General features: G+C 71.7%; 24 protein-coding genes and 1 tRNA gene. 12 read left to right on the top strand and 13 right to left on the bottom strand.

Annotated features, from left to right (window positions below):
• Positions 1-26: 26 nt before the first annotated feature.
• On the bottom strand, positions 27-1,289 hold the full coding sequence (locus AS850_RS05265) for a phosphotransferase enzyme family protein (RefSeq protein WP_119868173.1): 1,263 nt from the start codon (positions 1,287-1,289) through the stop codon (positions 27-29).
• 81 nt (positions 1,290-1,370) lie between these two features.
• On the opposite strand from AS850_RS05265, the gene AS850_RS05260 reads away from it, so the two are divergent.
• On the top strand, positions 1,371-2,435 hold the full coding sequence (locus tag AS850_RS05260; protein ID WP_236940838.1) for an FUSC family protein: 1,065 nt from the start codon (positions 1,371-1,373) through the stop codon (positions 2,433-2,435).
• An 84-nt stretch (positions 2,436-2,519) separates the two neighbouring features.
• On the opposite strand, the gene AS850_RS05255 is transcribed toward AS850_RS05260, so the two are convergent.
• Positions 2,520-3,239: an esterase/lipase family protein gene (locus AS850_RS05255; RefSeq protein WP_119868172.1), complete on the bottom strand. Its 720-nt coding sequence runs from the start codon at positions 3,237-3,239 to the stop codon at positions 2,520-2,522.
• A gap of 4 nt (positions 3,240-3,243) precedes the next feature.
• Positions 3,244-3,642 (bottom strand): hypothetical protein, encoded by a 399-nt coding sequence (locus tag AS850_RS05250; protein WP_119868171.1) that lies wholly within the window; start codon positions 3,640-3,642, stop codon positions 3,244-3,246.
• A 120-nt stretch (positions 3,643-3,762) separates the two neighbouring features.
• Between AS850_RS05250 and AS850_RS05245 the strand changes: the two genes are divergently transcribed.
• From AS850_RS05245 to AS850_RS05230, 4 genes are read left to right on the top strand one after another with little or no spacing between them, the layout of a single operon-like run.
• Positions 3,763-4,305, top strand: coding sequence for a Dps family protein (locus tag AS850_RS05245; protein WP_119868170.1), 543 nt, complete (start codon positions 3,763-3,765; stop codon positions 4,303-4,305).
• 24 nt (positions 4,306-4,329) lie between these two features.
• Complete coding sequence (locus AS850_RS05240; protein ID WP_119868169.1) at positions 4,330-5,130, top strand: SDR family NAD(P)-dependent oxidoreductase; 801 nt, start codon at positions 4,330-4,332, stop codon at positions 5,128-5,130.
• 16 nt (positions 5,131-5,146) lie between these two features.
• Positions 5,147-6,328: an NAD(P)/FAD-dependent oxidoreductase gene (locus AS850_RS05235; protein ID WP_119868168.1), complete on the top strand. Its 1,182-nt coding sequence runs from the start codon at positions 5,147-5,149 to the stop codon at positions 6,326-6,328.
• Positions 6,329-6,331: 3 nt separating this feature from the next.
• Positions 6,332-8,200 (top strand): glycoside hydrolase family 15 protein, encoded by a 1,869-nt coding sequence (locus AS850_RS05230; protein WP_119868167.1) that lies wholly within the window; start codon positions 6,332-6,334, stop codon positions 8,198-8,200.
• A 61-nt stretch (positions 8,201-8,261) separates the two neighbouring features.
• Here AS850_RS05230 and AS850_RS16465 read toward each other — a convergent pair whose 3' ends face one another.
• Together AS850_RS16465 and AS850_RS05225 are read right to left on the bottom strand one after the other, a co-directional pair.
• Positions 8,262-8,399, bottom strand: coding sequence for a hypothetical protein (locus AS850_RS16465; protein WP_164088393.1), 138 nt, complete (start codon positions 8,397-8,399; stop codon positions 8,262-8,264).
• Between the two features lie 116 nt (positions 8,400-8,515).
• On the bottom strand, positions 8,516-9,136 hold the full coding sequence (locus tag AS850_RS05225) for a TetR/AcrR family transcriptional regulator (protein ID WP_119868166.1): 621 nt from the start codon (positions 9,134-9,136) through the stop codon (positions 8,516-8,518).
• A 112-nt stretch (positions 9,137-9,248) separates the two neighbouring features.
• On the opposite strand from AS850_RS05225, the gene AS850_RS05220 reads away from it, so the two are divergent.
• Positions 9,249-10,754, top strand: coding sequence for an MFS transporter (locus tag AS850_RS05220; protein WP_119868165.1), 1,506 nt, complete (start codon positions 9,249-9,251; stop codon positions 10,752-10,754).
• A 78-nt stretch (positions 10,755-10,832) separates the two neighbouring features.
• On the opposite strand, the gene AS850_RS05215 is transcribed toward AS850_RS05220, so the two are convergent.
• Positions 10,833-11,978: a TIGR03364 family FAD-dependent oxidoreductase gene (locus AS850_RS05215; RefSeq protein ID WP_173795176.1), complete on the bottom strand. Its 1,146-nt coding sequence runs from the start codon at positions 11,976-11,978 to the stop codon at positions 10,833-10,835.
• A gap of 63 nt (positions 11,979-12,041) precedes the next feature.
• Between AS850_RS05215 and AS850_RS05210 the strand changes: the two genes are divergently transcribed.
• Positions 12,042-12,623 (top strand): phosphatase PAP2 family protein, encoded by a 582-nt coding sequence (locus AS850_RS05210; protein WP_236940837.1) that lies wholly within the window; start codon positions 12,042-12,044, stop codon positions 12,621-12,623.
• 4 nt (positions 12,624-12,627) lie between these two features.
• Positions 12,628-13,083: a MaoC/PaaZ C-terminal domain-containing protein gene (locus AS850_RS05205; RefSeq protein ID WP_119868163.1), complete on the top strand. Its 456-nt coding sequence runs from the start codon at positions 12,628-12,630 to the stop codon at positions 13,081-13,083.
• Here the strand turns inward: AS850_RS05205 and AS850_RS05200 are convergent.
• Entirely contained in the window at positions 13,080-13,298 is a 219-nt protein-coding gene (locus AS850_RS05200) for a hypothetical protein (RefSeq protein WP_119868162.1), read from the bottom strand. The genes AS850_RS05205 and AS850_RS05200 overlap by 4 nt on opposite strands.
• A 176-nt stretch (positions 13,299-13,474) precedes the next feature.
• On the opposite strand from AS850_RS05200, the gene AS850_RS05195 reads away from it, so the two are divergent.
• Entirely contained in the window at positions 13,475-13,972 is a 498-nt protein-coding gene (locus tag AS850_RS05195; RefSeq protein WP_119868161.1) for an isochorismatase family protein, read from the top strand.
• A gap of 25 nt (positions 13,973-13,997) precedes the next feature.
• Here the strand turns inward: AS850_RS05195 and AS850_RS05190 are convergent, their stop codons facing one another.
• Positions 13,998-15,422, bottom strand: coding sequence for an MFS transporter (locus tag AS850_RS05190; RefSeq protein ID WP_119868160.1), 1,425 nt, complete (start codon positions 15,420-15,422; stop codon positions 13,998-14,000).
• Between the two features lie 97 nt (positions 15,423-15,519).
• On the opposite strand from AS850_RS05190, the gene AS850_RS05185 reads away from it, so the two are divergent.
• From AS850_RS05185 to AS850_RS05175, 3 genes are all read left to right on the top strand, one after another.
• Positions 15,520-16,950 (top strand): LCP family protein, encoded by a 1,431-nt coding sequence (locus AS850_RS05185; protein ID WP_119868159.1) that lies wholly within the window; start codon positions 15,520-15,522, stop codon positions 16,948-16,950.
• A 365-nt stretch (positions 16,951-17,315) separates the two neighbouring features.
• A complete protein-coding gene (gene adhP / locus AS850_RS05180) occupies positions 17,316-18,350 on the top strand; it encodes an alcohol dehydrogenase AdhP (protein WP_119868158.1) in 1,035 nt (344 codons plus the stop codon).
• Positions 18,351-18,416: 66 nt separating this feature from the next.
• Positions 18,417-18,860, top strand: coding sequence for a VOC family protein (locus tag AS850_RS05175; RefSeq protein ID WP_119868157.1), 444 nt, complete (start codon positions 18,417-18,419; stop codon positions 18,858-18,860).
• Between the two features lie 464 nt (positions 18,861-19,324).
• Here AS850_RS05175 and AS850_RS05170 read toward each other — a convergent pair.
• From AS850_RS05170 to nadD, 5 genes are all read right to left on the bottom strand, one after another.
• Positions 19,325-19,397 (bottom strand) — tRNA-Ala (locus AS850_RS05170).
• An 84-nt stretch (positions 19,398-19,481) separates the two neighbouring features.
• Positions 19,482-20,012 carry a TFIIB-type zinc ribbon-containing protein gene (locus AS850_RS05165; RefSeq protein WP_119868156.1) on the bottom strand — a complete coding sequence of 177 codons (531 nt, stop codon included), beginning with the start codon at positions 20,010-20,012 and terminating at the stop codon, positions 19,482-19,484.
• Positions 20,013-20,153: 141 nt separating this feature from the next.
• Positions 20,154-20,537: a ribosome silencing factor gene (gene rsfS, locus AS850_RS05160; protein ID WP_119868155.1), complete on the bottom strand. Its 384-nt coding sequence runs from the start codon at positions 20,535-20,537 to the stop codon at positions 20,154-20,156.
• Between the two features lie 79 nt (positions 20,538-20,616).
• Positions 20,617-22,155, bottom strand: coding sequence for a hypothetical protein (locus AS850_RS05155; protein ID WP_119868154.1), 1,539 nt, complete (start codon positions 22,153-22,155; stop codon positions 20,617-20,619).
• Entirely contained in the window at positions 22,152-22,784 is a 633-nt protein-coding gene (gene nadD / locus AS850_RS05150; RefSeq protein ID WP_257788675.1) for a nicotinate-nucleotide adenylyltransferase, read from the bottom strand. Before nadD ends, AS850_RS05155 begins: the two co-directional genes overlap by 4 nt.
• Positions 22,785-22,793: the final 9 nt, after the last annotated feature.

The following is a 22,793-nucleotide window of genomic DNA, read 5'->3' as shown; positions in this document are numbered from 1 at the left end:
GCGGTGGAAAGCGGCGAGGGAGCGGGTCAGTCGGACGTGCCCCGTGACGCCAGGCTAGGCGGCTCGCCTGGATCCTGGTCGGGACGGCGCGGCCAGAGGGTCCCCGCCGCGGCGTCGAGGAGCTGGAGGGCCTTGGTCCGGGCCAGGTCGGTGCCGAGCGTCGCCTGCCCGCCCGCGTGGGCGAGCAGCTGCGACGCGATCGTCGGCGCGAGCCGGTCGGCCAGTCCCGGGAATCTCCTGGTCCAGGCGGCGACGACCTCGTCCGCGATCCGTTCGCAGGCCCGGGCCTCGGCGCCCGCGCTGTTCCCGCGGTGCCACTGGGCCGTGACGACGAGGTGCGCGATCAGGGCGCCGGCGTCCCGGGCCGGGTGACCCCATCCTGCGGTGTCGATGTCGAGGAGTCCCGTGATCCGGCTCGGATCGTCGGGATCGACGAAGAGCTGCTCGAGGTGGAGGTCGCCGTGGACGACCTGCCGCTCGTCGGCCCCCCACGTCGACGCGCGCGCCTCGATCTCGTCGTAGACCCGTTCGATGTCGTCGGCGCGCTCGGGCAGAGACGAGCGGAGGCTCCTGCGGTGCCAGGCCCCGTTGTCGAGGGCGTCCGCCTGCGCGCGCTGGTCGAGGTCCACGGAGGCGACCGCCGCGCCGAGCGCCACGAGCTGGTCGACGAAACCGCGTCCCTCCGCGATCTGGACGACCCGCGTGCCCGCCGGGACGCCTGCGACGCGCTCCAGCACGAGCAGCCCGTCGGGCAGCGCCGCGAGGACGCCCGGCACCGGGAGCCCGCGCGCGGTGAAGGCCTCGTGCTGCTCGGCGATCGGCTCCGCGCGACTGGGACGGACGACCTTGAGGAAGAGGGTCCGCTCGCGGGCGTCCACGCGGATCACCGCGCGCTTGCCCGGGCGGTAGGCGGCGACCTCGAGGAGCGGCTCCGTCACGCGGATGCCGAGCCCGTCGAGCAGCTCCGTCACGCGCTCGGGGTAGGTCACGAGGGCGAGGGCCGGCAGCGCAGGATCCGCGGGGTAGGCCCAGACGCGGACGGGCCGGCCGGTCTGCGGGTCGGGTACCACCGAGCCGCCCGCGGTGCGCGAGGCCTCCACCGAGGCGGGGTCCGTGTCGATGAAGGTGAGCACGGTGGACTGGCTCCCCGCCGCGTCGACGGTGTCGACCTCGTAGCCGAAGAGGAATCCCCCTCCCGAGGGCTCGACGGAGTGGGGGCGGAACGACACGACGGTGACCCCGCTGTCCGCGAACGCTGCGGGGAGGATCTCTCCGGAATTGGGCCACACAGGGCACAGTCAACCCGGTTCGCCGGAGATCCTCCCAGCGGGCGCGCCGGGGGTGCGCTCCGCGGTCCTACCCTGGGGGTCGTGCCGCGTCCTCCGATCCCCCTGGCCTCCCGCCTGCGTCAGCCGTCCCGGCTGCCGCTGCTGCAGGTCGCCAAGACGTCGATCGCCGTCGTGGTCGCCTGGCTCGTCGCCGGCGCCCTCGTGCACCAACCGCTGCCGATCTTCGCCGCCATCGCGGCGCTCCTCGTCGTCCAGCCGAGCATCAACCAGTCGTTCGGCCGGGGCCTCGAGCGGAGCGTCGGAGTCGTGCTCGGCGTGGGTCTCGCCTACGTCGTCGGAGTCGTCCTCGGGCACGGGTCCACCTGGGTCGTGCTCGTGGCGATCATCCTCGCCCTGCTGCTGGCCTGGGTGATCCGTCTCACCCCGACGTCGACGACACAGGTGCCCATCTCCGCGATGCTCGTCCTGTCGGTCGGGGTCGTGACGCCGAACTACGCGGTCGACCGCGTCATCGAGACCGTCATCGGCGCGGTGGTCGCCCTCCTCGTCAACGCCCTGATCGTGCCGCCGGTGCTGCTCGGGCCCGCGCACCTGGCCGTCGCGCGGCTGGCCCGCGACCTGGGCGCGAGCCTGGACGACCTGGCGGGCGCCCTCGAGGAGGCGACCGGGCAGTCGCAGCTCGACGCGATGCTCCTGCGCGCCCGGGAGCTCCGGGGGCTCCAGGCGAGGGCCGCCGTCGCGGTGAAGACGGGCGAGGAGAGCCTCACGCTGAACCCGCGCGCGAGCAGGCAGCGGCGCATCCTGGAGGCGGACCGGCTCCTGCTGGCCTCGCTCTCGAACCTCGTGCACCGCGTCGTCGCCATGACCCGCACGCTCCGCGACAACTACGATCCGGCGCTCGTCGACGACGCCGTCGTGTCGGGGATCGCTCGGGAGCTGCGTCGGGCGGCGCACGACGTCCGGCTGCTCGTGCACGACCGCGAGGAGGAGGCCGCCGGGGGTTCCGGCACCGACGCGCCCGAGACGGACCTCCCCGCCCTCACCGCGCCGCTCGAGGTGGTCCGCCCCGACCCGGACCACTGGATCCTGATCGGTTCGATGCTGGAGGATCTCCGACGCGTGCGCGAGGAGCTGCAGGGCGGCTAGCGCTCTCGACGACCGAGCGGCCGCGCGGACGCCGCAAACATCGCGGAAACCGCTGTCGTCGCTGTCGACGCGGTCGTCGTCGCCTCAGCCGGCGAGCGCCGCCAGGATCATGGCCCGTCCGACCGGGTGGCCGAGCGGACGGAAGTGGCCGTCGACCGGCACCGTGACGTTCCGGGCTCCCGGGAGGACGCTGCCCTCGGGCACGTGCCCGTCGAAGTCGGAGAACACCGAGGTGATCCGCGCGTTGACCTCCTGCTCGGCGGTGAGCCGGGTCAGCAGCGGGTCGGTCGGCAGGAAGGCGCGGAACGCGCGGGTCGGGATGTAGCGGGCCATCCGCGACCCCTGGAACGGGCTGTTGACGGCGACCATGCGCGCGATCCGTCCGGAGGCGTCGGTGTCGAGCATCATGCTCTTGCCGATGATCCCGCCCTTGCTGTGCGCCAGGATCACCACGTCGCGGAGGTCGTTGGCGTCGAGGATCCGCTGCGCCAGCACCGCGGTGTCGGCGATCGGCCGCCGGTTGTGGGCCAGGCCCGGCACGACCACGACGGGATGGCCGTCGCGGTTCATCACGTCGGCGAACCAGCGGAGGGTGCGCCACGACTCGTAGACGCCGGGCAGGAGCAGGATCGGCGCCTTGGCGCCCTCGCGGTAGACCCGCGGGACGCTCGTCCCGAGCAGGCTGCGGAGGTGCGTCCGCGCCGAGTAGGCGTAGTCGGGCGGAAGCATCCTCAGGTAGTGGCGGACGCCGCCGCGAGGGCCTCCGGAGAGGAACGGCACGCGCGGGAGATGCGGGACGGTCATCCCCTCAGGCTAGGCGCCGCCTGCGCACTTCGACCAGGCGCGCCTGCTCGTCGGCCGCGGCCCGGTTCGCCGCGTCGATGGCGGCGAAGGACGACTCGACCAGCGCCTTCCAGCGCGGGCAGCCGGTCGCCCACTCCGGCGGGCAGTCCGCCGCGGCGAGGACGATCATCGACGCCCACGCCCCGTGCCCCGCGCGCGCCGCGGCGCTCGCCAGGTCGGGGACCGTGCTGACGAGGTCCTCGAGGATCCGGCCGTGGTGCGCCTCGTCGACGTCGCCGAGCCCGTCGAAGGCGTGGCGCGCCGTGTCGAGCCCCCGGATGAGGCTCTGCACGGTCGGGGGCAGGGCGTCCTCGTGCGTGTCGTCCATACCGTCCCCCTCGTCGGTCGTGCGCGTCGTCGCCATGGTCGCCCCCCTCAAGGCCCGTGATGTCGGAAGACTACACCGGCAGGGGTACAGCCCTGCAGCCCCTGAAGAGGCGTCAGGCGTACCGTCGGAGGCCCCGACCAGGAAGAAGGACGAACCGTGTTCAAAGGATCCGAAACCCTCCGCGACAACCTGCAGAAGGTCCTCGTCGACCTGATCGAGCTGCACATCCAGGGCAAGCAGGCCCACTGGAACCTCCTCGGCTCGAACTTCCGCGATCTGCACCTCCAGCTCGACGAGATCATCGACGCGGCCCGCGAGTTCAGCGACGAGGTCGCCGAGCGCATGCGCGCCGTCTACCTGGTTCCGGACGGCCGCTCCGGCACCGTCTCGAAGGGCACGAGCCTCAGCGAGTTCCCCGCCGGTCCCGTCGAGACGACCGAGACCGTCGACCTGATCGTCGACCGCATCTACGCGGCCGTCGGCACCATGCGCGACGTCCACGACGAGGTCGACGACGAGGACCCGACGACCGCCGACGTTCTGCACGGCATCATCGAGAAGCTGGAGCAGTTCGCGTGGATGGTCGGTGCGGAGAATCGCCACCCCGACCGCGACGCCCAGGACGAGTCGACGCGCACGCGCGACGCGAAGGCCGAGGACGCCGGTCTCGACCGCGTCGGCGCCGTCGCGAACTCCTGACCGCTCCCCCACTGGAAGGCGATCGTGGATCTCGGAATCACCGGTAGGAAGGCCCTGGTCACCGGGGCCGACTCGGGCATCGGCTGGAACACGGCGCGGCTCCTGCTCGAGGAGGGTGCCACGGTCGTGATCAGCGACCGCGACCCGGAGAGGCTCGAGGCGGCCGCGGCCCGGCTGTCCGCCGACGAGGGCCGACTCCACGCGTTCGCCGCGGACATCACGAAGGTCGACGACCTGCGGGAGCTGCACGAGAAGACGCAGGGCGCCGTGGGCGACATCGACATTCTCGTGCAGTGCGCCGGCGTAACCGGCGCCCAGGGGCTGTTCCACGAGATCGACGACGAGGGGTGGACCTCGACGCTCGAGGTCGACCTCCTCGGCCCCGTCCGTCTGGTCCGCGAGTTCCTCCCGGATCTCCGCACCGGCGAATGGGGGCGCCTCGTCCTGACCGCCTCGGAGGACGCGCTGCAGCCGTACGACGACGAGCTGCCGTACTGCGCGGCGAAGGCGGGCGTCATGTCGTTCGCCAAGGGGCTGTCCCGCTCCTACGCGCAGGAGGGCCTCCTCGTCAACACGGTCGGCCCCGCGTTCATCAACACCCCGATGACCGACGCGATGATGGCGAAACGCGCCGACGAGAGGGGTTCCTCGGTCGAGGAGGCCATCGAGTCGTTCCTCGACGAAGAGCGCCCGTACATGGAGCTGAAGCGCCGCGGCGAGCCGGAGGAGGTCGCGAACGTCATCGTGTTCCTCTGCTCCGATCGCGCAAGCTTCGTCAACGGCAGCAACTACCGGGTCGATTCCGGCTCGGTCGCAACGATCTGACAACAGGAGACACCACATGGCTGAGGCCTACGACTACGTCATCATCGGCGGCGGCATGGTCGCCGACTCCGCCGCCAAGGGCATCCGCGAGCGCGACGAGGCAGGATCCGTCCTCATCCTGAGCGAGGACGTCGACGCCCCCTACACGCGCCCCGCCCTGTCGAAGAAGCTCTGGATCGACGACGAGTTCACCCCCGACGACAACGACCTCGGAACGGTCGAGACGACATCGGCCGAGCTCCGACTCGGCACGCGCGTCGCCTCGATCGACCGGTCGGCGAAGACGGTCACGACCGCCTCGGGCGACACGGTCGGCTACGGGCGGCTCCTGCTCGCCACCGGTGGACGTCCGACGCGCCTCGACCTCCCCGAGGACGATCGCGTGATCTACTTCCGGACGGCCGCGGATTACCGGGCCCTCCGGAGCGTCGCCGGGAACGGCCGCCACGTCGTCGTCGTCGGGGGCGGCTACATCGGCTCGGAGATCGCCTCGGCCCTGGCCCAGAACGAGACGAGGGTCACCGTCGTCTTCCCCGGCGATCGTCTCGGCGACTCCGTCTTCCCGAAGAAGGTCGTCGATCTGTACGAGGGCGCGTTCACCGACGCCGGTGTGGAGCTCCTGTCGGGTCGTCGTCTGGAGTCGGGGACCGTCGACGGAGACGGGGTCCACCTCACCCTCGACGACGCGTCCACCGTCGACGCCGACGCGGTCGTGATCGGTCTCGGCATCGAGCCGGCCACCGAGCTCGCCGAAGCCGCGGGCCTCACCGTCGACGACGGCATCGTGGTCGACGAACGCCTACGGACGAACGACGCCGACGTCTTCTCCGCCGGTGACGTCGCCTCCTACCCCGACCCCATCCTGGGACGCCGCCGCGTCGAGCACGTCGACAACGCCTACGAGCAGGGCGCCGCGGTCGGCCGGATCCTCGCCGGGTCGGACGAGACCTACGCGCACACGCCGTACTACTACTCCGACGTCTTCGACCTCGGCTACGAGGCGGTCGGGAAGCTCGACTCGAGCCTGACCACCGTCGAGGACTGGAAGGACGACGAGAGCGTCGTCGTCTACTACCTCGACGACGGGGTGCCCGTGGGCGTCCTGCTGTGGAACGTGTGGGACGCGACGGATGCGGCACGCGAGGTCCTCGCGAAGGCCGAGCCCGTGGATCCTGCCGACCTCCGCGGCCGGATCTAGCGGGTGGAGCAGCTCCAGGACGGCTCCAAGGATCCCGGGCGGGACTTCTCGGCGCCCGACGAGCGCGTCGACGGCTACGTCGACCTCCGCTCCTACGCCGCGATCGGCGACGGCCGCACGGTCGCGCTCGTCGCGCGGGACGGCCAGATCGACTGGCTTCCCCTGCCCGATCTCTTCACGAGGCCCGTCATCGCAGGCGTCGTCGACTCCGGGCGCGGCGGCCGCTTCGAGCTCCGTCCGGTCGACGACGACTTCGAGGTCGACCGCTCCTACATCGACGGCACCAACGTCCTCACCACCCGGTTCCGGACGGCGACGGGTGTCGTGGAGATCACGGACGCCCTGGTCACCGGTGTCGCCGGTCGACTCCCCTGGGCGGAGCTGGTGCGGAGGGTCGACGGCGTCGAGGGCTCCGTCGACTTGCGGTGGGCCGTGCACCCCGGCGACGTCTTCGGCGACGACGCCGTCGAGCGCGTCGACACCGTCCACGGGCCCGTGCTGCGCGTGGGCGACGTCAACCTGCTCCTGATCGGCTCCGATCACGGTCGCACCGACCCGACCGGAGCCGGCGACGGCGTCTCCCCCACGGGGCCGCCCTATTTCGAGGGCGCCTTCACGACGCAGGAGGGCTCCCGCCACATCCTCTGCCTCTGCGGCACCGACGACGAGCCGGTCCACCTCCCCAACGCGGACATCGTCGACCAGGGCGTCGACCGCACCATCGACAACTGGCGCACCTGGTCGAAGGCGTTCACCTGGGACGGCTCGTGGCAGGAGGCCGTGAAGCGCAGCACGCTCGCGCTCAAGCTCCTGATCTACAGCCCCACGGGCGCCATCGCGGCCGCCGCGACGTCGGGGCTCCCGGAGAACCTCGAGGGCGGCAAGAACTGGGACTACCGCTTCGCCTGGGTCCGCGACCTCGCCTACACGGTGAGCGCGCTCCTGAAGTTCGGCCTCCGCGAGGAGCCCCACGCCGCCGTCTCCTGGATCCTGTCGAGCCTCAAGCGCAACGGCCGCGACATGCACATCTTCTTCGACCTGAACGGCGACCTCACCGACGGCACGCACGAGGCGTCCGCCGAGGGCTGGCGCGGCATCGGGCCCGTCTACTCGGGCAACCCCGCGGGCGACCAGCTCCAACTCGGCGTCTACGCCGACATCCTGACCCTGCTCCGCCAGTACGTCTCGGGCGGCAACATCCTCGACGCGTCCTCCGACGCTCTGCTCTGCTCCTTCGCCGACGACGCCTGTCGCCGGTGGCAGGAGAAGGACTCCGGCATGTGGGAGCTCGAGGACCCCCAGCACTACGTCTCGAGCAAGATGGCCTGCTGGCAGGCCATCGACGCGGCCCTGCACCTCGCCGACATCGGGCAGGTGCACCCGGATCCTGCCGACCTCGAGGCCTGGAAGCGGAACAAGCGCCTAATCGAGGAGTGGGTGGCCGAGAACGGGTGGTCGGAGGAGCGGGGCGCCTACCTGATGTACCCGGGGAGCGACGCCCTCGACGCGTCCGTGCTGCTCCACGCGCCCAGCGGTTTCGACCGCGGCGAGCGGATGTCGCGCACGATCGACGCGCTCCGCGACGAACTCGGTCGCGGCGCCCTCCTCTACCGCTACAGCGGGATGCCCGAGGAGGAGGGGACGTTCCTCGCCTGCGCGTTCTGGCTGGCCGCGGCCCTCGCCTGCGTCGGCCGGATCGACGAGGCCAAGACGCTGATGGACGAGCTCGTCGAGGTGCCCAACGACGTCGGCATGATGGCCGAGATGGTGGCGGAGGACGGCTCCTTCCTCGGGAACCTGCCGCAGGGGCTCAGCCACCTCGCCCTCGTCACCGCGGCGATCACGATCGACGAGCTCGACCGCGACCGCTGACCGGGGCGAACCCGTGCAGCGGCGAGTAGGGGTCGCCGCCGCACGGTGCTCGACCCGAGGGTCAGTCGGAGCCCATCTGGCGGGAATGCGCCTCGAGCCAGGCGTCTCCGACGAAGGACAGCCCGAAGTCTCGCGCTTCCAATGCCTGGCCGAACGGTTCGGTGGAACCGAGCAGATCGTGAAGCGGTTCGACGTCCATGACTGTTACCTCCGCCATCGAAACTACGGGCGCAGGATGCTCGTCACGAGTCCACTTTCGGGTCGCGCTCGTTCGGGGCGCGCCCGTTCGGGGGCAGACGTCGCGGGTCGCGCGCGTCAGTGGACGGGCGGGCGCAGGCCGACGGCCGGGAGCAGCACGCCGTCGATGATCGACACGAGGAAGTCGCGGTCGACGGGCTTCTTCTGCAGAAGCGATCGGTGCGCGGCCATGGCGGGAGTGATCAGCGACAGCGTCTCGACGTCGCAGTCCGGTGCGATCTCGCCGCGCTCGATCGCCCGCCGGAAGAACATCCGGTTGATCGCGGCCCGCGGCTCCACGATGGCCCTGTTGGCGGCGTCGGCGAGTTCCGGCGCCTGCGAGAGCATCGCCATGAGCCCCGCCATGACGCGGAGCTTCTTCTCGGCCTCCTCGAGCGAGGGGGGCCGGATCATCGCCACGAGGTCGCCGCGCAGCGTCCCGGTGTCGGGGAGGTTGGCCTCGTCGAAGTCGCCCTTCTTCATGCACGCGACGGCGTCGAGCACGAGTTCGCCCTTCGACGCCCACCGCCGGTAGAGGGTCGCCTTGCCGGCCTTGGCCCGGGCGGCGACCATCTCGATGGTCATGCCGTCGTAGCCGGTCTCGGCCAGCACCTCGAGGGTGCACTGGAGGATCTCGGGGTCGCGCGTGTGGTCGCGCTTGCGACCGAGGCGCGAGGCGGTCGGGTCTGCGAGCGTCATCGCTGCTCCCCTTTCTCACCGGTGCGGTTGACTGGAACGCCCCCAGTGTAGTCTCGCGAGTTCCGAAACTCACCATATCCGAAACTCGTCAGAACCGTATAGAGTCGTCCCCATGACTCAGACCTCCTCTCGACCGGGAACGGCCACCTCCGCTCCCGCGGTCTCCTCTCGCCGCTGGTGGACCCTCTCCACCGTGGCCCTCGCGCAGCTCATGGTCGTGCTCGACTCCACCGTCGTCAACATCGCCCTCCCCAGCGCCCAGGCGGATCTCGGCTTCTCCAACGGAGAACGCCAGTGGATCGTCACCGCCTACTCCCTCGCGTTCGGCAGCCTCCTCCTCCTCGGCGGACGCCTCTCCGACCTGATCGGCCGCAAGCGGACGTTCATCATCGGCCTCATCGGCTTCGCGCTGGCCTCCGCCCTGGGCGGCGCCGCCGGCACCTTCGGCCTGCTCGTGTTCGCCCGCGCGCTCCAGGGGGCGTTCGGCGCGATGCTCGCCCCCACCGCCCTGGCCGTCCTCACGACGACGTTCACCATCCCCAAGGAGCGCGCTCGCGCGTTCGGCGTCTTCGGCGCCATCGCGGGAGCCGGCGGCGCCATCGGCCTGCTCCTCGGCGGCGTCCTCACCGAGAACTTCAACTGGCGCTGGAACCTCTACATCAACGTCTTCATCGCCGTGATCGCCGTCATCGGCGCGATCGTCTTCGTCTCCCACCAGGAGCGCCAGGGCCCCCGGCCGAAGCTCGACGTGCCCGGAACGATCCTCGTCTCCGGCGCCCTCTTCTCGCTCGTCTACGGCTTCTCCAATGCCGAGACCGACGGCTGGGGCTCCCCGCTCACCTGGGGCTTCCTCGCCGGAGCCGGCGTGCTGCTGGTCGCCTTCGTCCTCTGGCAGCGCCGGGCCGAGCACGCGCTGCTCCCGCTGTCGATCGTCCTCGACCGCAACCGCGGTGCCGCCTACGCCTCCGTCCTCATCGCCGGAGCCGGCATGTTCGGCGTCTTCCTGTTCGTCACCTACTACCTGCAGACGTCGCTCCACTACACGCCGATCCGCACCGGCCTGTCGTTCCTGCCCATGATCGGCATGCTCATCCTGGCCGCGCAGCTCTCGACGAACATCTTCGTTCCGCGATTCGGCCCGAAGATCATGGTGCCCTTCGGCATGGTCCTCGCCGCGATCGGCATGTCGTACCTCACCCGCCTCGGACTCGACAGCACCTACGCCCACGACGTCCTCCCGGCGCTGATGGTGCTCGGCTTCGGAATGGGCTCGATCATGCCGGCGTCGATCCAGACGGCGACGCTCGGCGTCGATCGCGGCCACGCCGGAGTCGCCTCCGCCATGGTCAACACGAGCCAGCAGGTCGGCGGGTCGATCGGCACCGCCCTCCTCAACACCCTCGCGGCGACGGCTGCCACCGACTACCTGGCCTCGAACCTGCCCCCGACCGCCACCACGATGGCCGAGGCCGCCGTGCACAGCTACGCCACCGCGTACTGGTGGGGTGCCGGGTTCTTCGCATTCGGCGCCATCATGGCGGCGCTGCTCTTCCGTCGCCGCGGCCGCGGTGCGGGGACGGCGACCCCGACACCGGCCGAGCCCGTCGCGGCTCACTGACCCGCGGCTCCTGACCCGACACCGGATCGACGACGGGACACCACGCCGCGGCGTGGTGTCCCGTCGTCCGTTGGCGGGTCAGGCGCCGACGGGCTCGTAGATCTCCGAGACGACGCGATCGGCGAGGCCGAGGCCGGTCGTCATGCCGATGCCGGTCGTCACCGACACGACGTGCACGCCGTCGAGGGGCTCGTCGACGAGGAACTCCTCCGGTGCCGACGCGTAGACGCCCTGCCAGCGCTCGACGACCCGGAGATCGCGCCGCGACTCCTGCCCGAAGAGCGACGCGGTCGCGTCGAGCAGCTCGTCGAAGGCGTTCTCGCGCTGGAACGGGTCGACGGCGTCGCCCCGGTGATGCGTGTCGCCCACGATCACGCTCCCGTCGCGCCACTGCGTGTACATCTGGTTGACGTCGAGGGCCGCGAACGCGGGATGCCCGGAGTGGAGCCTCTCGCGGACCCGACCGAGCGACGGCAGCCCCGCGAACCCGGAGTAGCGCAGCATCGACCACCCGGTCAGCACGGGGCCGCGGAGCGGTGCCCGCAGGCCGGGGATCTCGACGCGGAGCATGTCGAGCGCGCAGCGCTCCACCTGGTAGCGGTCGCCGAGTTCGGGGAAGAGGTGGTCGACGTCGTAGTTGACGGCGACGATCACCTGATCGGCGGCGATGCGGCCCCTGGTCGTGTGGAGCCGCCCCGAGCGGATCGTGCGAGCGGCCGTGCCGAACTGGAACTCGACGCCGCGCGAGCGCAGGTGGTCGGTGATGCGCAGCACCGCCTCGCGCGGATCGACCTGGAGATCGTCGAGGAGGCGTGCACCCCCCACGGCGACGCCCGGACCCGTGCCGGTCGATGCGGCGGTCTCCTCGGCGGACAGCAGCTCGACCCGGTCGGGACGGCGGGCGCGGAACTCACGGAGCACGTCGAGTTCGTCCTCGGCCCGAGCGACGACGAAGCCGCCGTCCGCCCGGTGCCAGAGACCCGCCTCCTCGACGAGCCGGAGCCACAGCTCCCGCGTGCGATCGGCGTGGACCTGCGCGGCCCCAGACTGGACGGAGATGCACGCGTGCCCGAAGTTGCGGATCGACGAGCCGGTCTGCACGCTCCCCCGGTCGATCACCACGACCGACAGGCCCCGGTCGATCGCGGCGAGCGCGTGCCCGAGCCCCACGATCCCGGCCCCGACGATCGCCACGTCGACGGTCTGATCCACACTCTTTGCCATGGACGGACGGTAGGTGCCGCGTGGAAACGCCGGGTGAACGGACGCTCGTGGTTAGGTGGGCGGGTGAAGCTGCGTCCTCCCTCGTCGTCGTCCGCCCCGAGCATCCTGCCCCGTGTCGTCGGTCTCTTCGACCGCCGGGTGAACGCCGGGATCGCCGCTATCCCGGCGGGACCGCGCACCGACGCGGCGCTGGTGCGCCTCTCGACGTCCGCCAACAACGCCGTGCTCTGGTACGTCGCGGCCGCGATCCTCGCGTGCACCGGTCGGCGAGGCCGCCGCGCGGCCGTGCGCGGACTGCTCTCGCTCGCGGGCGCGAGCGCCTTCGCGAACATCGTGGCCAAGCCCGTGTTCGGCGGCCCGCGACCGGTGATCGAGGAGATCCCCCTCGCGCGCCGCCTCCGGGTGTTCCCGACCTCGGCGTCGTTCCCGTCCGGGCACACGGCGAGCGCCCTCGCGTTCGCCACGGGGGTCGCCCTCGAGAGCCCGCTGCGCGGCGCGGTGGTGGCACCGGTCGCCCTCGCGGTCGCGTACTCCCGGCTCCACGTCGGAGCGCACTGGCTCTCCGACGTCGCCGGCGGGGCGATCATCGGCTCCGGCGCGGCCGTCCTCGGCCGCGTGCTCCTGCCCGTCCGAGCGAGAGGCTGACCCCGTGACGCACTACCTGGAAGACCTGGAGCGGGGCCAGACGTTCGTCACGCCCGGCCGGACGATCACGGAGGCCGACGTCGTGTCGTTCGCCGCGTGGACGAACGACAACAACCAGGTGCACACCGACGCGGAATTCGCGAGGGGCACCCGGTACGGGCAGCGGATCGTGCACGGCCTCCTCGGGGCGTCGCTCTGCCTCGGCCTGATCGCGCGCACGGGCGTGTTCGAGGGGTCCGCCGTGGCGCTGCTCGGGATCGACGGCTGGCGCTTCACGGGCCCCGTCTTCATCGGCGACACCCTCACCTGCACGGTCGAGATCCTGTCGACGCGACTCACGTCGAAGGGCACGACGGGCATCGTCGAGCGGCGCCTCACACTCCGCAACCAGCGGGGCGAGACGGTCCAGGAGGGCCGGATGGACGTGATGGTGCTGACCCGGGCCGCCGCGATCTCCTAGGCGACGAGCAGCAGCCCGCTCAGGCGGGAGAACCGCTCCTCGGCCTCGACGGAGTCGAGCCGTCCGGCGTCGACGTCGGAGGCGATGCGGAACAGCTCGACCCGGCATTCGGCCCGTTCGCGGGGCGTCAGCAGGGTGTCGCGGTCGATCGCGTCGGAGGCCCTCAGGCGCGCGAGGAGGGCGGTGCGGGTCCAGCGGCGGGTGACGGTGGTCATGTCGTGCCCCTCTCTGCGCGGGGGTCTCCCGCCGAGTCGTGATCGTGGCCTCACGGTAGGCGCGCCCGGTCGCCGTGCGCACGCCCCAGAACGGGTGGGGCCGCCGTCCCGACGTCTTCCGCAGGGACCTCCCGCACGAGTACTGTGCGGTCAGGACACTCGACGAGGAGGCGCCCATGCCCGACACCGCTCTGATGGTGCTCGACGCTCAGCGCCACTTCCTCGAGGGGCAGGATGCCCTCCCCACCGCCGCGATCATGGTCACGCGCCTCGGCACGGCCCTCGAGGTCGCCCGGACGAACGGCCGCCTCGTCGTCTTCGTGCAGCACGACGGCGCCCCCGGGGACCTCGACGAACCCCGCACGCCGGGGTGGGAGCTCTTCTTCGAGCCGGAGGAGGACGACTGGGTCGTCCGCAAGACCACGGTCGACGTCTTCGAGTCGAACCCCGCGCTCGCGGCCGAGCTCGCCGCCTCCGGAGTGGCGACGATCGTCGTCGTCGGGATGCGCTCCGAGTCCTGCGTCCAGGAGTCGAGCATCGCGGCGCACGACGCGGGCTTCGCGGTCCAGGTGCCGTCCGCCCTTCACGCCACGCACGGCGGCTCGCGCCCGCTGGCCGAGATCGTCTCGGACGTGGAGCTGGTGCTGACGGCGGCCGGGGTCACGATCACCTGAGCGGCGACGGCCGGGGATCCTGCGGTCAGCCGCGCGAGCGCGTGAGCGAGTCGCCGGCGGTCGGCGCCAGACGCCAGGCCGGCACGAGGGCGGCGAGCAGGACGACCGCGATCACCGCGAAAGCGAAGTCGTAGGCCAGCACGGGGGCGGCGCCGGCCCCGGAGGTCAGCGCGAGCCCCGCCGAGATCGCGACGGCGCCGAGCGCGATGCCGCTGCCGATCGCGATCTGCTGCACCGTCGAGTCGAGCACGTTCGCGCCCGTCATGTCGCGCGGCTCCACATCGGCGTAGGTGATGGTGTTGTAGGCCGTGAATCCGACCGACCTCGCCGCACCGGAGACGACGAGCACGGCGACCATCAGCCCGAACGGCGTCTCGGGCCGGAAGAACGCCATCGCGGCGAGGCACGCGACGCCGAGGAGGTGCGACGCGACGAGGAGGCGACGGAAGCCGAAGCGCCGGAGCAGCGGGGTCGTGGTCGGCTTGATCGCCAGGTTGCCCGCGAAGAGGAACAGGACGGCGCTGCCCGCCTCGACGGGGGTCCAGCCGAAGGCGCCCTGGAAGAGCAGGGGCAGGACGAACGGGATGGCGCTGATCACGAACCGGTAGAGGCCCCCGCCGCCGAGGGCCGTCCCGTACGTTTCGATCCAAAGCAGCCGCAGGTCCACGAAGGGGCGCTCGGCCCGCAGCAGGTACCCGACGGCGACGGACAGCAGGATCAGCCCCGCGACACCGAAGGCGACCGTCTGACCGACGTCGATCGGCGGCATCGTCAGCAGGGTCGTCGCCCAGACGAGCGAGGCGATGCCCGCGGAGGTCAGCGACAGGCCCACCCAGTCGGGCGGCGTCGGGACGTGCTCGGCGTCGGCGGACGCCCCCGGGGCCGGGACGACGCGCAGCGCCACGGCGAACCCGACGATCCCGAGCGGCACGTTGAGGAGGAAGATCCAGTGCCAGGACGCCGACGTCGTGATCAGCCCCCCGAGGAACGGCGCCAGGATCGGGGCCACGAGCGCGGGCCAGGTGAGGAGGGCGACGGCTCGGATGACGTCCTCCTTGCGGGTCACCCGGAGCACCGTCATGCGCCCGACGGGCACCATCATCGCGCCGCCGACACCCTGCAGGATGCGGGCCGCGACGAGCACCGGCAGGGTCGGGCTGAGCGCGCACGCGATCGACGCGAGCGTGAACAGGGCGATGGCGACCAGCAGGATCCGGCGGCTCCCGAACCGGTCGGCCAGCCACCCGCTCACGGGGATGAGCACCGCGACCGTCATGACGTACGCCGTGATCGTGATCCCCACCGACGCGGGCGTCACCGCCAGGTCGCGGGCGATGCTCGGCACGGCCGTCGTGACGATCGTGGAGTCGAGGTTCTCCATGAAGAAACAGCCGGCGACGAGGAGGGCGAGGGCGGGCGTCTCGGCGCGACGGCGGGCTGGACGGAGCATCCTGACCAGTATGGACCCCGGTGCGGCGGCCTCGTCGGCGGGGGCGCTGTCAGGTAACGTGCGGGTCCATCCCTGTTTTCGATGGTGAGGTTGCGGAATGTCCGACACGCCCCGCTCGCGCCTCCGCGTCCGCCCCCGCCACGTCGTCCGCTGGATCGCCGTCGTGGTCGTCCTCGTCCTGGCCGCGACCGTCGCCTACGCCGTGTACAACTACCAGCACTTCGTCGGCGGCATCACGCACATCGACGCCATCCCCGCGGCGTCGTCCGCGGCGTCCTCGTCCTCGGGCCAGAACATCCTGCTCGTCGGCGACGACCACCGGCCGGCGAACGCGTCGGCGCAGGAGCTCGCGGAACTCGGCACGACGGCCGACGGCGGCGGGACGAACACCGACTCGATGATGGTGCTGCACATCCCTTCGAACGGCGCGAAGGCGACGCTCGTCTCGCTGCCCCGCGACTCCTGGGTCTCGATCCCCGGCCACGGGATGGGCAAGCTCAACGCGGCGTTCGCCTACGGGTCCGCCTCGGGCGGAGACGCCGGAGGCGCGCAGCTTCTCGTGAAGACCGTCGAGAACGTCTCGGGGCTGCACATCGACCACTTCGTCCGCATCTCGATGCTCGGCTTCTACGACGTCGCCAAGGCCCTCGACCCGCTCCGCGTGTGCCTGAACGACGCTGTGGACGACCCCTACTCGACGTTCGTCGCCCCGAAGGGCGAGTCGACGCTCGATGCCATGCAGACGCTCGCGTTCGTGCGCCAACGGCACGGGCTCCCGGGCGGCGACCTCGACCGCGAGGCTCGCCAGCGCTACTTCCTCAGCGCCGAGATGAAGAACGTCCTCTCCCCGTCGACGCTCCTGAACCCGGGCAAGCTGAACGGTCTCCTGACCGCCGTGAGCGGGGCGATCCAGACCGATCCCGGGCTCGACTTCCTCGGCCTCGCGACGCAGCTCAAGGACCTCGCGGGGGGCAACCTCCAGTCGGCCACCATCCCGATCTCCGGGACCCCGACGATCTACTACGACGGCTCGGCGGTCTCCATCGTCAAGGTCGACGAGGAGGCCATGCCGGCCTTCGTGGCCAAGCTCGACCAGAAGGCGACCTCGTCGGGGTCGAGTGCGGCTCCGGCCGCTCCCGCGGCCGTCGCGCCGTCGTCGGTGAAGGTCACCGTGCTCAACGGGAGCGGGCAGAGCGGGGCCGCGGCGACGAACTCCTCGACGCTCGAGAAGGTCGGCTTCGCGGTCGGCACCCCGGGCACCGTCAGCACGCGCTCGGGCACGACGATCCAGTACCCCGCGTCGATGGGGTCGCAGGCGTCGACGCTCGCGAAGTACGTGCCGGGGGCGACCCTCGAGGCGGTGACGGGCGTCGCGAGCGTGACGCTCGTGCTCGGGACGGACGGTGTGGTGGCGACGACGAAGGCGTCCGCTGGTGCGGGTGCTGGCTCGTCCGGTGGTGCCGCGTCGGGCGCCTCCGCGCCGGCCGCTGCCGCGGCGCCGGCCGCCGGCGTGCCCTGCCTCAACTGACCCGAGACTCCACGACACGCCGCGCCCCCCGGGACACGAGCGGCGCGTCGTGGAGTCTCGGCGCGGGGCCGCCGCACGCCCCTCCGCGAGACTCCACGACACGCTGCTCACGTTCGGGGTAAACGCCGCATCGTGGAGTCTCGCGGGCGCGCCGACGTCGCCCCGGGGATCCTGCGGGCCGCTCCGTCGGGAGCCCACGGCGACACGCCGCGCCCGCCGGAACATGAGCAGCGTGTCGTGGAGTCCCGGGGACGTTCGGCCCTGCCGCGCCCCCGCGCATCCTGCGAGCGTGTCATCGAAGGACACCCCGCACCGCCCGCTCGTCCGAGCCGGGCGCCGGGGCGGCTTCGTCGAAAGGGTCCCCCATGAAGGCAGCCGTCGTCACCTCGTTCAGTGCACCCCTTGAGATCGTCGAGCGTCCTGTCCCCGATCCCGGCCCGGGCCAGGTCCTCGTCCGCCTGGAGACGTGCGGCCTCTGCCACACCGACATCCACGCCGCCGGCGGCGACTGGCCCGTCAAGCCCCCGCTGCCGATCGTCCCCGGACACGAGGGCATCGGCATCGTCGAGAAGCTGGGCGCAGGAGTCACGGACCGCTCGGTCGGCGACCGCGTCGCGATCCCGTGGCTGGGCGAGGCCTGCGGCGAGTGCCGCTACTGCATCGACGGCCGGGAGACGCTCTGCGAGAAGCAGGAGAACAGCGGCTACTCGATCGACGGCGCCTTCGCGGAGTACGCCGTCGCGAGCGCCAAGTACGTCGTCGCCGTGCCCGACGGCATCTCCTCGCTCGACGCCGCGCCCCTCTCCTGCGCGGGCCTCACCACCTACAAGGCCCTGAAGGTGGCGAAGGTGCAGCCGACCGAGCACGTCGGCATCTTCGGAATCGGCGGGCTCGGTCACCTGGCCGTCCAATACGCCCGGATCATGGGCGGCACCGTCGTCGCCGTCGACATCGAGCAGCCGAAGCTCGACCTGGCGAAGGAGCTCGGAGCCGAGCACGTCGTCGACGCGGCCACGGTGAACCCGGTCGAGGCGATCCAGGCGCTCGGCGGGCTCGACGTGGCGGTCGTCCTGGCAGCGTCGCCCCGGGTCTTGGAGCAGGCGTTCGCGTCGCTGCGCCGCGGCGGACGACTCGTCTGCGTGGCGCTCCCCGCCGAGGGGACGATGAGCATCCCGATCTTCGACACGGTCATCAAGGGGATCTCGATCCTCGGGTCGATCGTCGGGACCCGGCAGGATCTCGCCGAGGTGTTCGCCCTCCACGCCGCGGGCAAGACGCGCGTCATCGCGGAGACGCGTCAGCTCGAGGACGTCAACGAGGCCATCGCGGAGGTCCTGTCGGGGAGCATCCCGGCGCGCCTGGTCTTCGAGTACGCGCGCGTTCCGGCGATCGTCGGCTGAGCGGATCCTGCGGTCCGACGAGAGCGGCGGCGGGACGGGCCCGCGCGGACGGCGTTGACTCGGAGCATGGCTTCCGCTCTCGTCACCCCGCGCGGGTTCGCGCACGTCCGTCTGACCGTCACCGACATCCACCGGAGCAAGGCGTTCTACGAGCGCCTCTTCGGCATGCCGCCCGGCAGCGACTTCAGCGACCAGATCGACGACCCGACGATCCACGACGACCCCGACCGCACCTACGGCGGGTGCTCGTTCACGTTCGGCGGGCAGACGCTGGGGCTCCGGCCGGTGGCGAAGCCCGGCGACCGGTTCGACCCGGACCGCGTCGGCCTCGACCACCTGAGCCTCCGCGTCGACTCCCCCGCGGAGATCCGCGCCGCGGCCGCACGCCTCACCGAGGCCGGGATCACGCACGGCGACGTCCTGGATCTCCCGGCGTTCGGCCTCGTGGTCCTCTCGCTCCAGGACCCCGACGACATCAACCTCGAGCTCGCCGCCCCGCGCGACGCCTGAGCGCTGCGCTGCGCCCTGCGCGCCCGCCGCGTCCGGCCGCCCGCCCGCCCGCCCGCCCGGTGAGACTCCACGACTCGCCGCTCACTTTCCCCAGAACCCGCAAGTCGTGGAGTCGCCCGACCGACGCCGCCGCACCCCGCCCCGCGAGACTCCACTACACGCCGCTCAGTTTCCCCAGAACCCGCAAAACGTGGAGTCTCCCGCCCGGTGCCGCCATCCGACACCGCCGGCTCACTCCGCGAGACTCCACGACACGCCGCTCAGTTTCCCCAGAACCCGCAAAACGTGGAGTCTCCCGCCGACAGGGCGACGGGGCCGCGGCGCCGGAGCGCCGGCACCGGCGCGGGGGCAGGAGGCACGGGCCGCGGCGGACCGGACCGAGCCCGATGGTTCAGGGGCGGGCCGGCCCGACGCTGCCGAGGGAACGGAAAAGCCCCGCTCGAGGCGGGGCTTCTTCGTGAGGGTGGATCTGAGGGGACTCGAACCCCTGACCCCCTGCATGCCATGCAGGTGCGCTACCAGCTGCGCCACAGACCCAGACTTCGCTGCTCCCGAAGAAGCAACTTGTCAAGATTACTACACTTTCGAGCGACGCAAGACCACCCGCCACCGCGGACCGCGTCAGTCGAAGAGCTCGCTGAGCCAGTTGTCCTTCTTCTTGCGACGCTGGCCGTAGCCACCTCGGTCGCCGTAGCCCCGCTGGTCACCGTAGCCCCGCTGGTCACCGTAGCCCCGCTGGTCGTCGAAGCCCCGATCGCCGCCTCGCTGGTCGCCTGGACCTCGGTCGTCGTACCCGCCCCGATCGTCCCGGCCGCGGGCGCCCGCCCGGAGCCGTTCCTGCTCCTGCCAATGCCATTCGAGCTGATCGCGCTCGTACTGCGCCTGCCGCACCTCGTGCGGCGCCTGCCCGCCGACGGCCACCGAGCCCGCCGACCCCGGGAACGAGCCGGACGCGAACGAGCCGGACGACGCGGACGACGCCGACGACGACCCCGACCCCGACCCCGAACCGGGACCGGGACCGGCCCGATCGATGATCTTGTCGAGCTCACCGCGGTCGAGCCACACGCCACGGCAGTCCGGGCAATAGTCGATCTCGATGCCGCCGCGCTCGCTGATGACGAGGGTCTGGTTGTCGATGGGGCACTTCACGGGTCCTCCTCGGGCACCCGTCGGGCGGGGCGCTCTGCCCTCCACTGCACCAGACGCCCCGAGGAGCACCCTGAATTGCTGCGCGCACAGCAAAGCCGCGCGGACCGCAGAAAGCGGCACCGCGCGGCAGGATGCCCGTGCTCAGGCCTCGGCGGCCTGCGACGTCGTCTCGAGGTCGAGGGCGATCGCGGGGCAGTCGCTCCAGAGGCGCTCGAGCGAGTAGAACTGGCGGTCCTCGTCGTGGAAGACGTGCACGACGATGTCGCCGAAGTCGAGCAGGATCCAGCGCCCCTCGGCGCGACCCTCCCGACGCAGCGGCTTGACGCCGGCCTCGATCATCTTGTCTTCGATCTCGCCGGCGATCGCGACGACGTTGCGCTCGTTTCGACCGGAGGCGAGGAGGAAGATGTCGGTGAGGGCGAGGGGCTCGCTGACGTCGAGGGCGACGAGGTCGTCGGCCTGCTTCGAGTCGGCGGCACGCGCGGCGAGCTGGACCAGCTCGATGGATTCGGGGGTGGCTGTCACGGATTCCTTTGGAGAAGGGGGAAGAACGACGAGAGAGGAGAAGACTGGGGGTGGAACTCGGCGAGCAGAACGGCTGCGGTTAGATGATGCCGTTCGCGAAAGCGACGATGACCGTGACCACGATACCAACACCGACCACGCTGGCACAGACCGCGGCGATAATCGGTGCCCGGTTCGTCTTGGGCTTGCCGGCGGTCAGCACGACCGCGCGGGTCGAGGTGTTCGCGCTCACCGCGCGCGACGCCCTGACCGGCGTCGCGTCGGAGTCGGGAGCGTCCCGATCGCTCTCCTCGAGCATCCGGTCGATGTCGGCACCGTCGATGCGCTGCGCGTGGTGCGAGCCCGTCGCCGCGAGGCTGCGGGGGAGGTCGATCGAGCCCGTGATGATGATCTCGCCGGTGGCGTTCAGCGCACCCGTGACGTCGGGCAGCTTGTCGTCGTCGAGGATCAGGGCGTTCTGCTGGCCGGTGACGGTGCCGAAGTGGGACCCCACGGTGTCGATCGTGTCGTCATCGACGTCGCCCTGCGTCGACCAGTGGCCCGTCGGAGGCACGTAGCCGCTGGGCTCCGGGACGGACGCCGGGATCTGCGGGGGCTGCTGGCGCCGGGGAGACGGAGACTCCTCGGGGCGGGAGGCGGTGGCTCGGGGCTCCTGCGCGGCTCTCGGGGGCTCGACCGGCGCGGCTGCGGCGGCGGCGCGGCCACCAGCGGGAGCCGAGGTGCCTGACGATGATGCCGCGGCCGGTGCCGGTGCGGACGCCGCAGCGGCGGATGCCGCGGGAGCCGATGCGGCGGCGGACGGCGCGACCTCGGCCGCGCCGATGCGCGACGAACCGGTCGTCGCCGGAGCCGACTGCGGTGACTGTCCGCCGGAGAGGACGAACGGGAAGACGGTCGGCGTCGACGAGGGCGCAGGAGGCCCGGAGCGGGGTGAAGCGGTCTCGGGAACGGGACCGGTCGAGCCGGTGCGGCGCGGCCCGGGGACGTCTTCGAACACGGGACCGGCGCCGGGACGACCGGAGTCGGCCTCGGGCACGACGGAGAGGTCGGCCGGCGCCGTAGCGGACGGGGCGTCGACGCGGCTGACCGACACGGGAGCCGGTAGCTCGCTCTGCGGCGGTGACGCGGGCTCGGCGGGCGACGCGGCACCGGGAACGGCGGCACCAGCAATGGCGGCGCCGGGACCAGCGGCACCCGAGGCAGCCGCTCCGGGCCCGGCCACCCGCGGCGCCTCCTGCGGCGGACGCGGCGTCGACGCCTGCCCGTTCTCGATGTCGGCGACGTGGCTGAGCGCCTCGGAGAGGTCGCGCTCGTGCTCGGGCGCGGGGGCTTTCAACGGCACCGGGCTCTGGCCCGCAGGAGCCTCGGCCTCCCGCTGGGCTCGCAGCTCGCGCCTCGTGGGCGCGTGCCCGGCCACGGGCACCGATGCCGGCGCGGGAACGGAGGCGGGTTTCGGTGCGGAGACGGGGGACGGCGTGGTCACCGGCATGGCGGAGGGCACGGGGGAACCGGAGACGACCGAGATGCTGCCGGTGATCGCCTCGCCGGCCTCACGCGCTCGCTCGAGCTCGCGCACCTGCCTCCGGGTGAGGGGCGGCTGGCCGTTGGTCGAACTCATGCACTCTCCGATACGGATTCGCTCGCGACCGGGCTCTCGGCCCGGTACAGGTGGTGCTTGGAGATGTACTGCACGACACCGTCAGGAACCAGATACCAGACCGGGGAGCCCCGGCCGACGCGGCTGCGACAGTCGGTGGACGATATCGACAGTGCAGGGACTTCGAGCAAGCTTACTTCGCTCGCTGGGAGACCGCTGACGGTGAGGTCGTGACCGGGCCGGGAGACGGCGACGAAGTGGGCGAGGTCCCAGAGCTCCTGCACGTCTTTCCAGTCGAGGATCTGGGCGACGGCGTCGGCGCCGGTGATGAAGAAGAGGTCGGCGTCGGGGTGCACGGCTCGGATGTCGCGGAGCGTGTCGATCGTGTACGTGGTGCCCGCGCGGTCGATGTCGACGCGGCTGACCGTGAAGCGCGGGTTGGACGCCGTCGCGATGACGGTCATCAGGTAGCGGTGCTCCCCCGCCGTGACCGTGTGCTTCATCCACGGCTGACCGGTCGGGACGAAGATGACCTCGTCGAGGCCGAACTCGGTCGCGACCTCGCTGGCGGCCACGAGGTGCCCGTGGTGGATGGGGTCGAATGTTCCGCCCATGACCCCGATACGGGCCCTGCGCTCAGCTGGTGCGATCGTCACGGT

Origin of the sequence: Frondihabitans sp. 762G35 (assembly GCF_002074055.1) — a bacterium.
GTDB lineage: Bacteria > Actinomycetota > Actinomycetes > Actinomycetales > Microbacteriaceae > Frondihabitans.
This window is presented reverse-complemented; position numbering and strand designations above follow the sequence as displayed.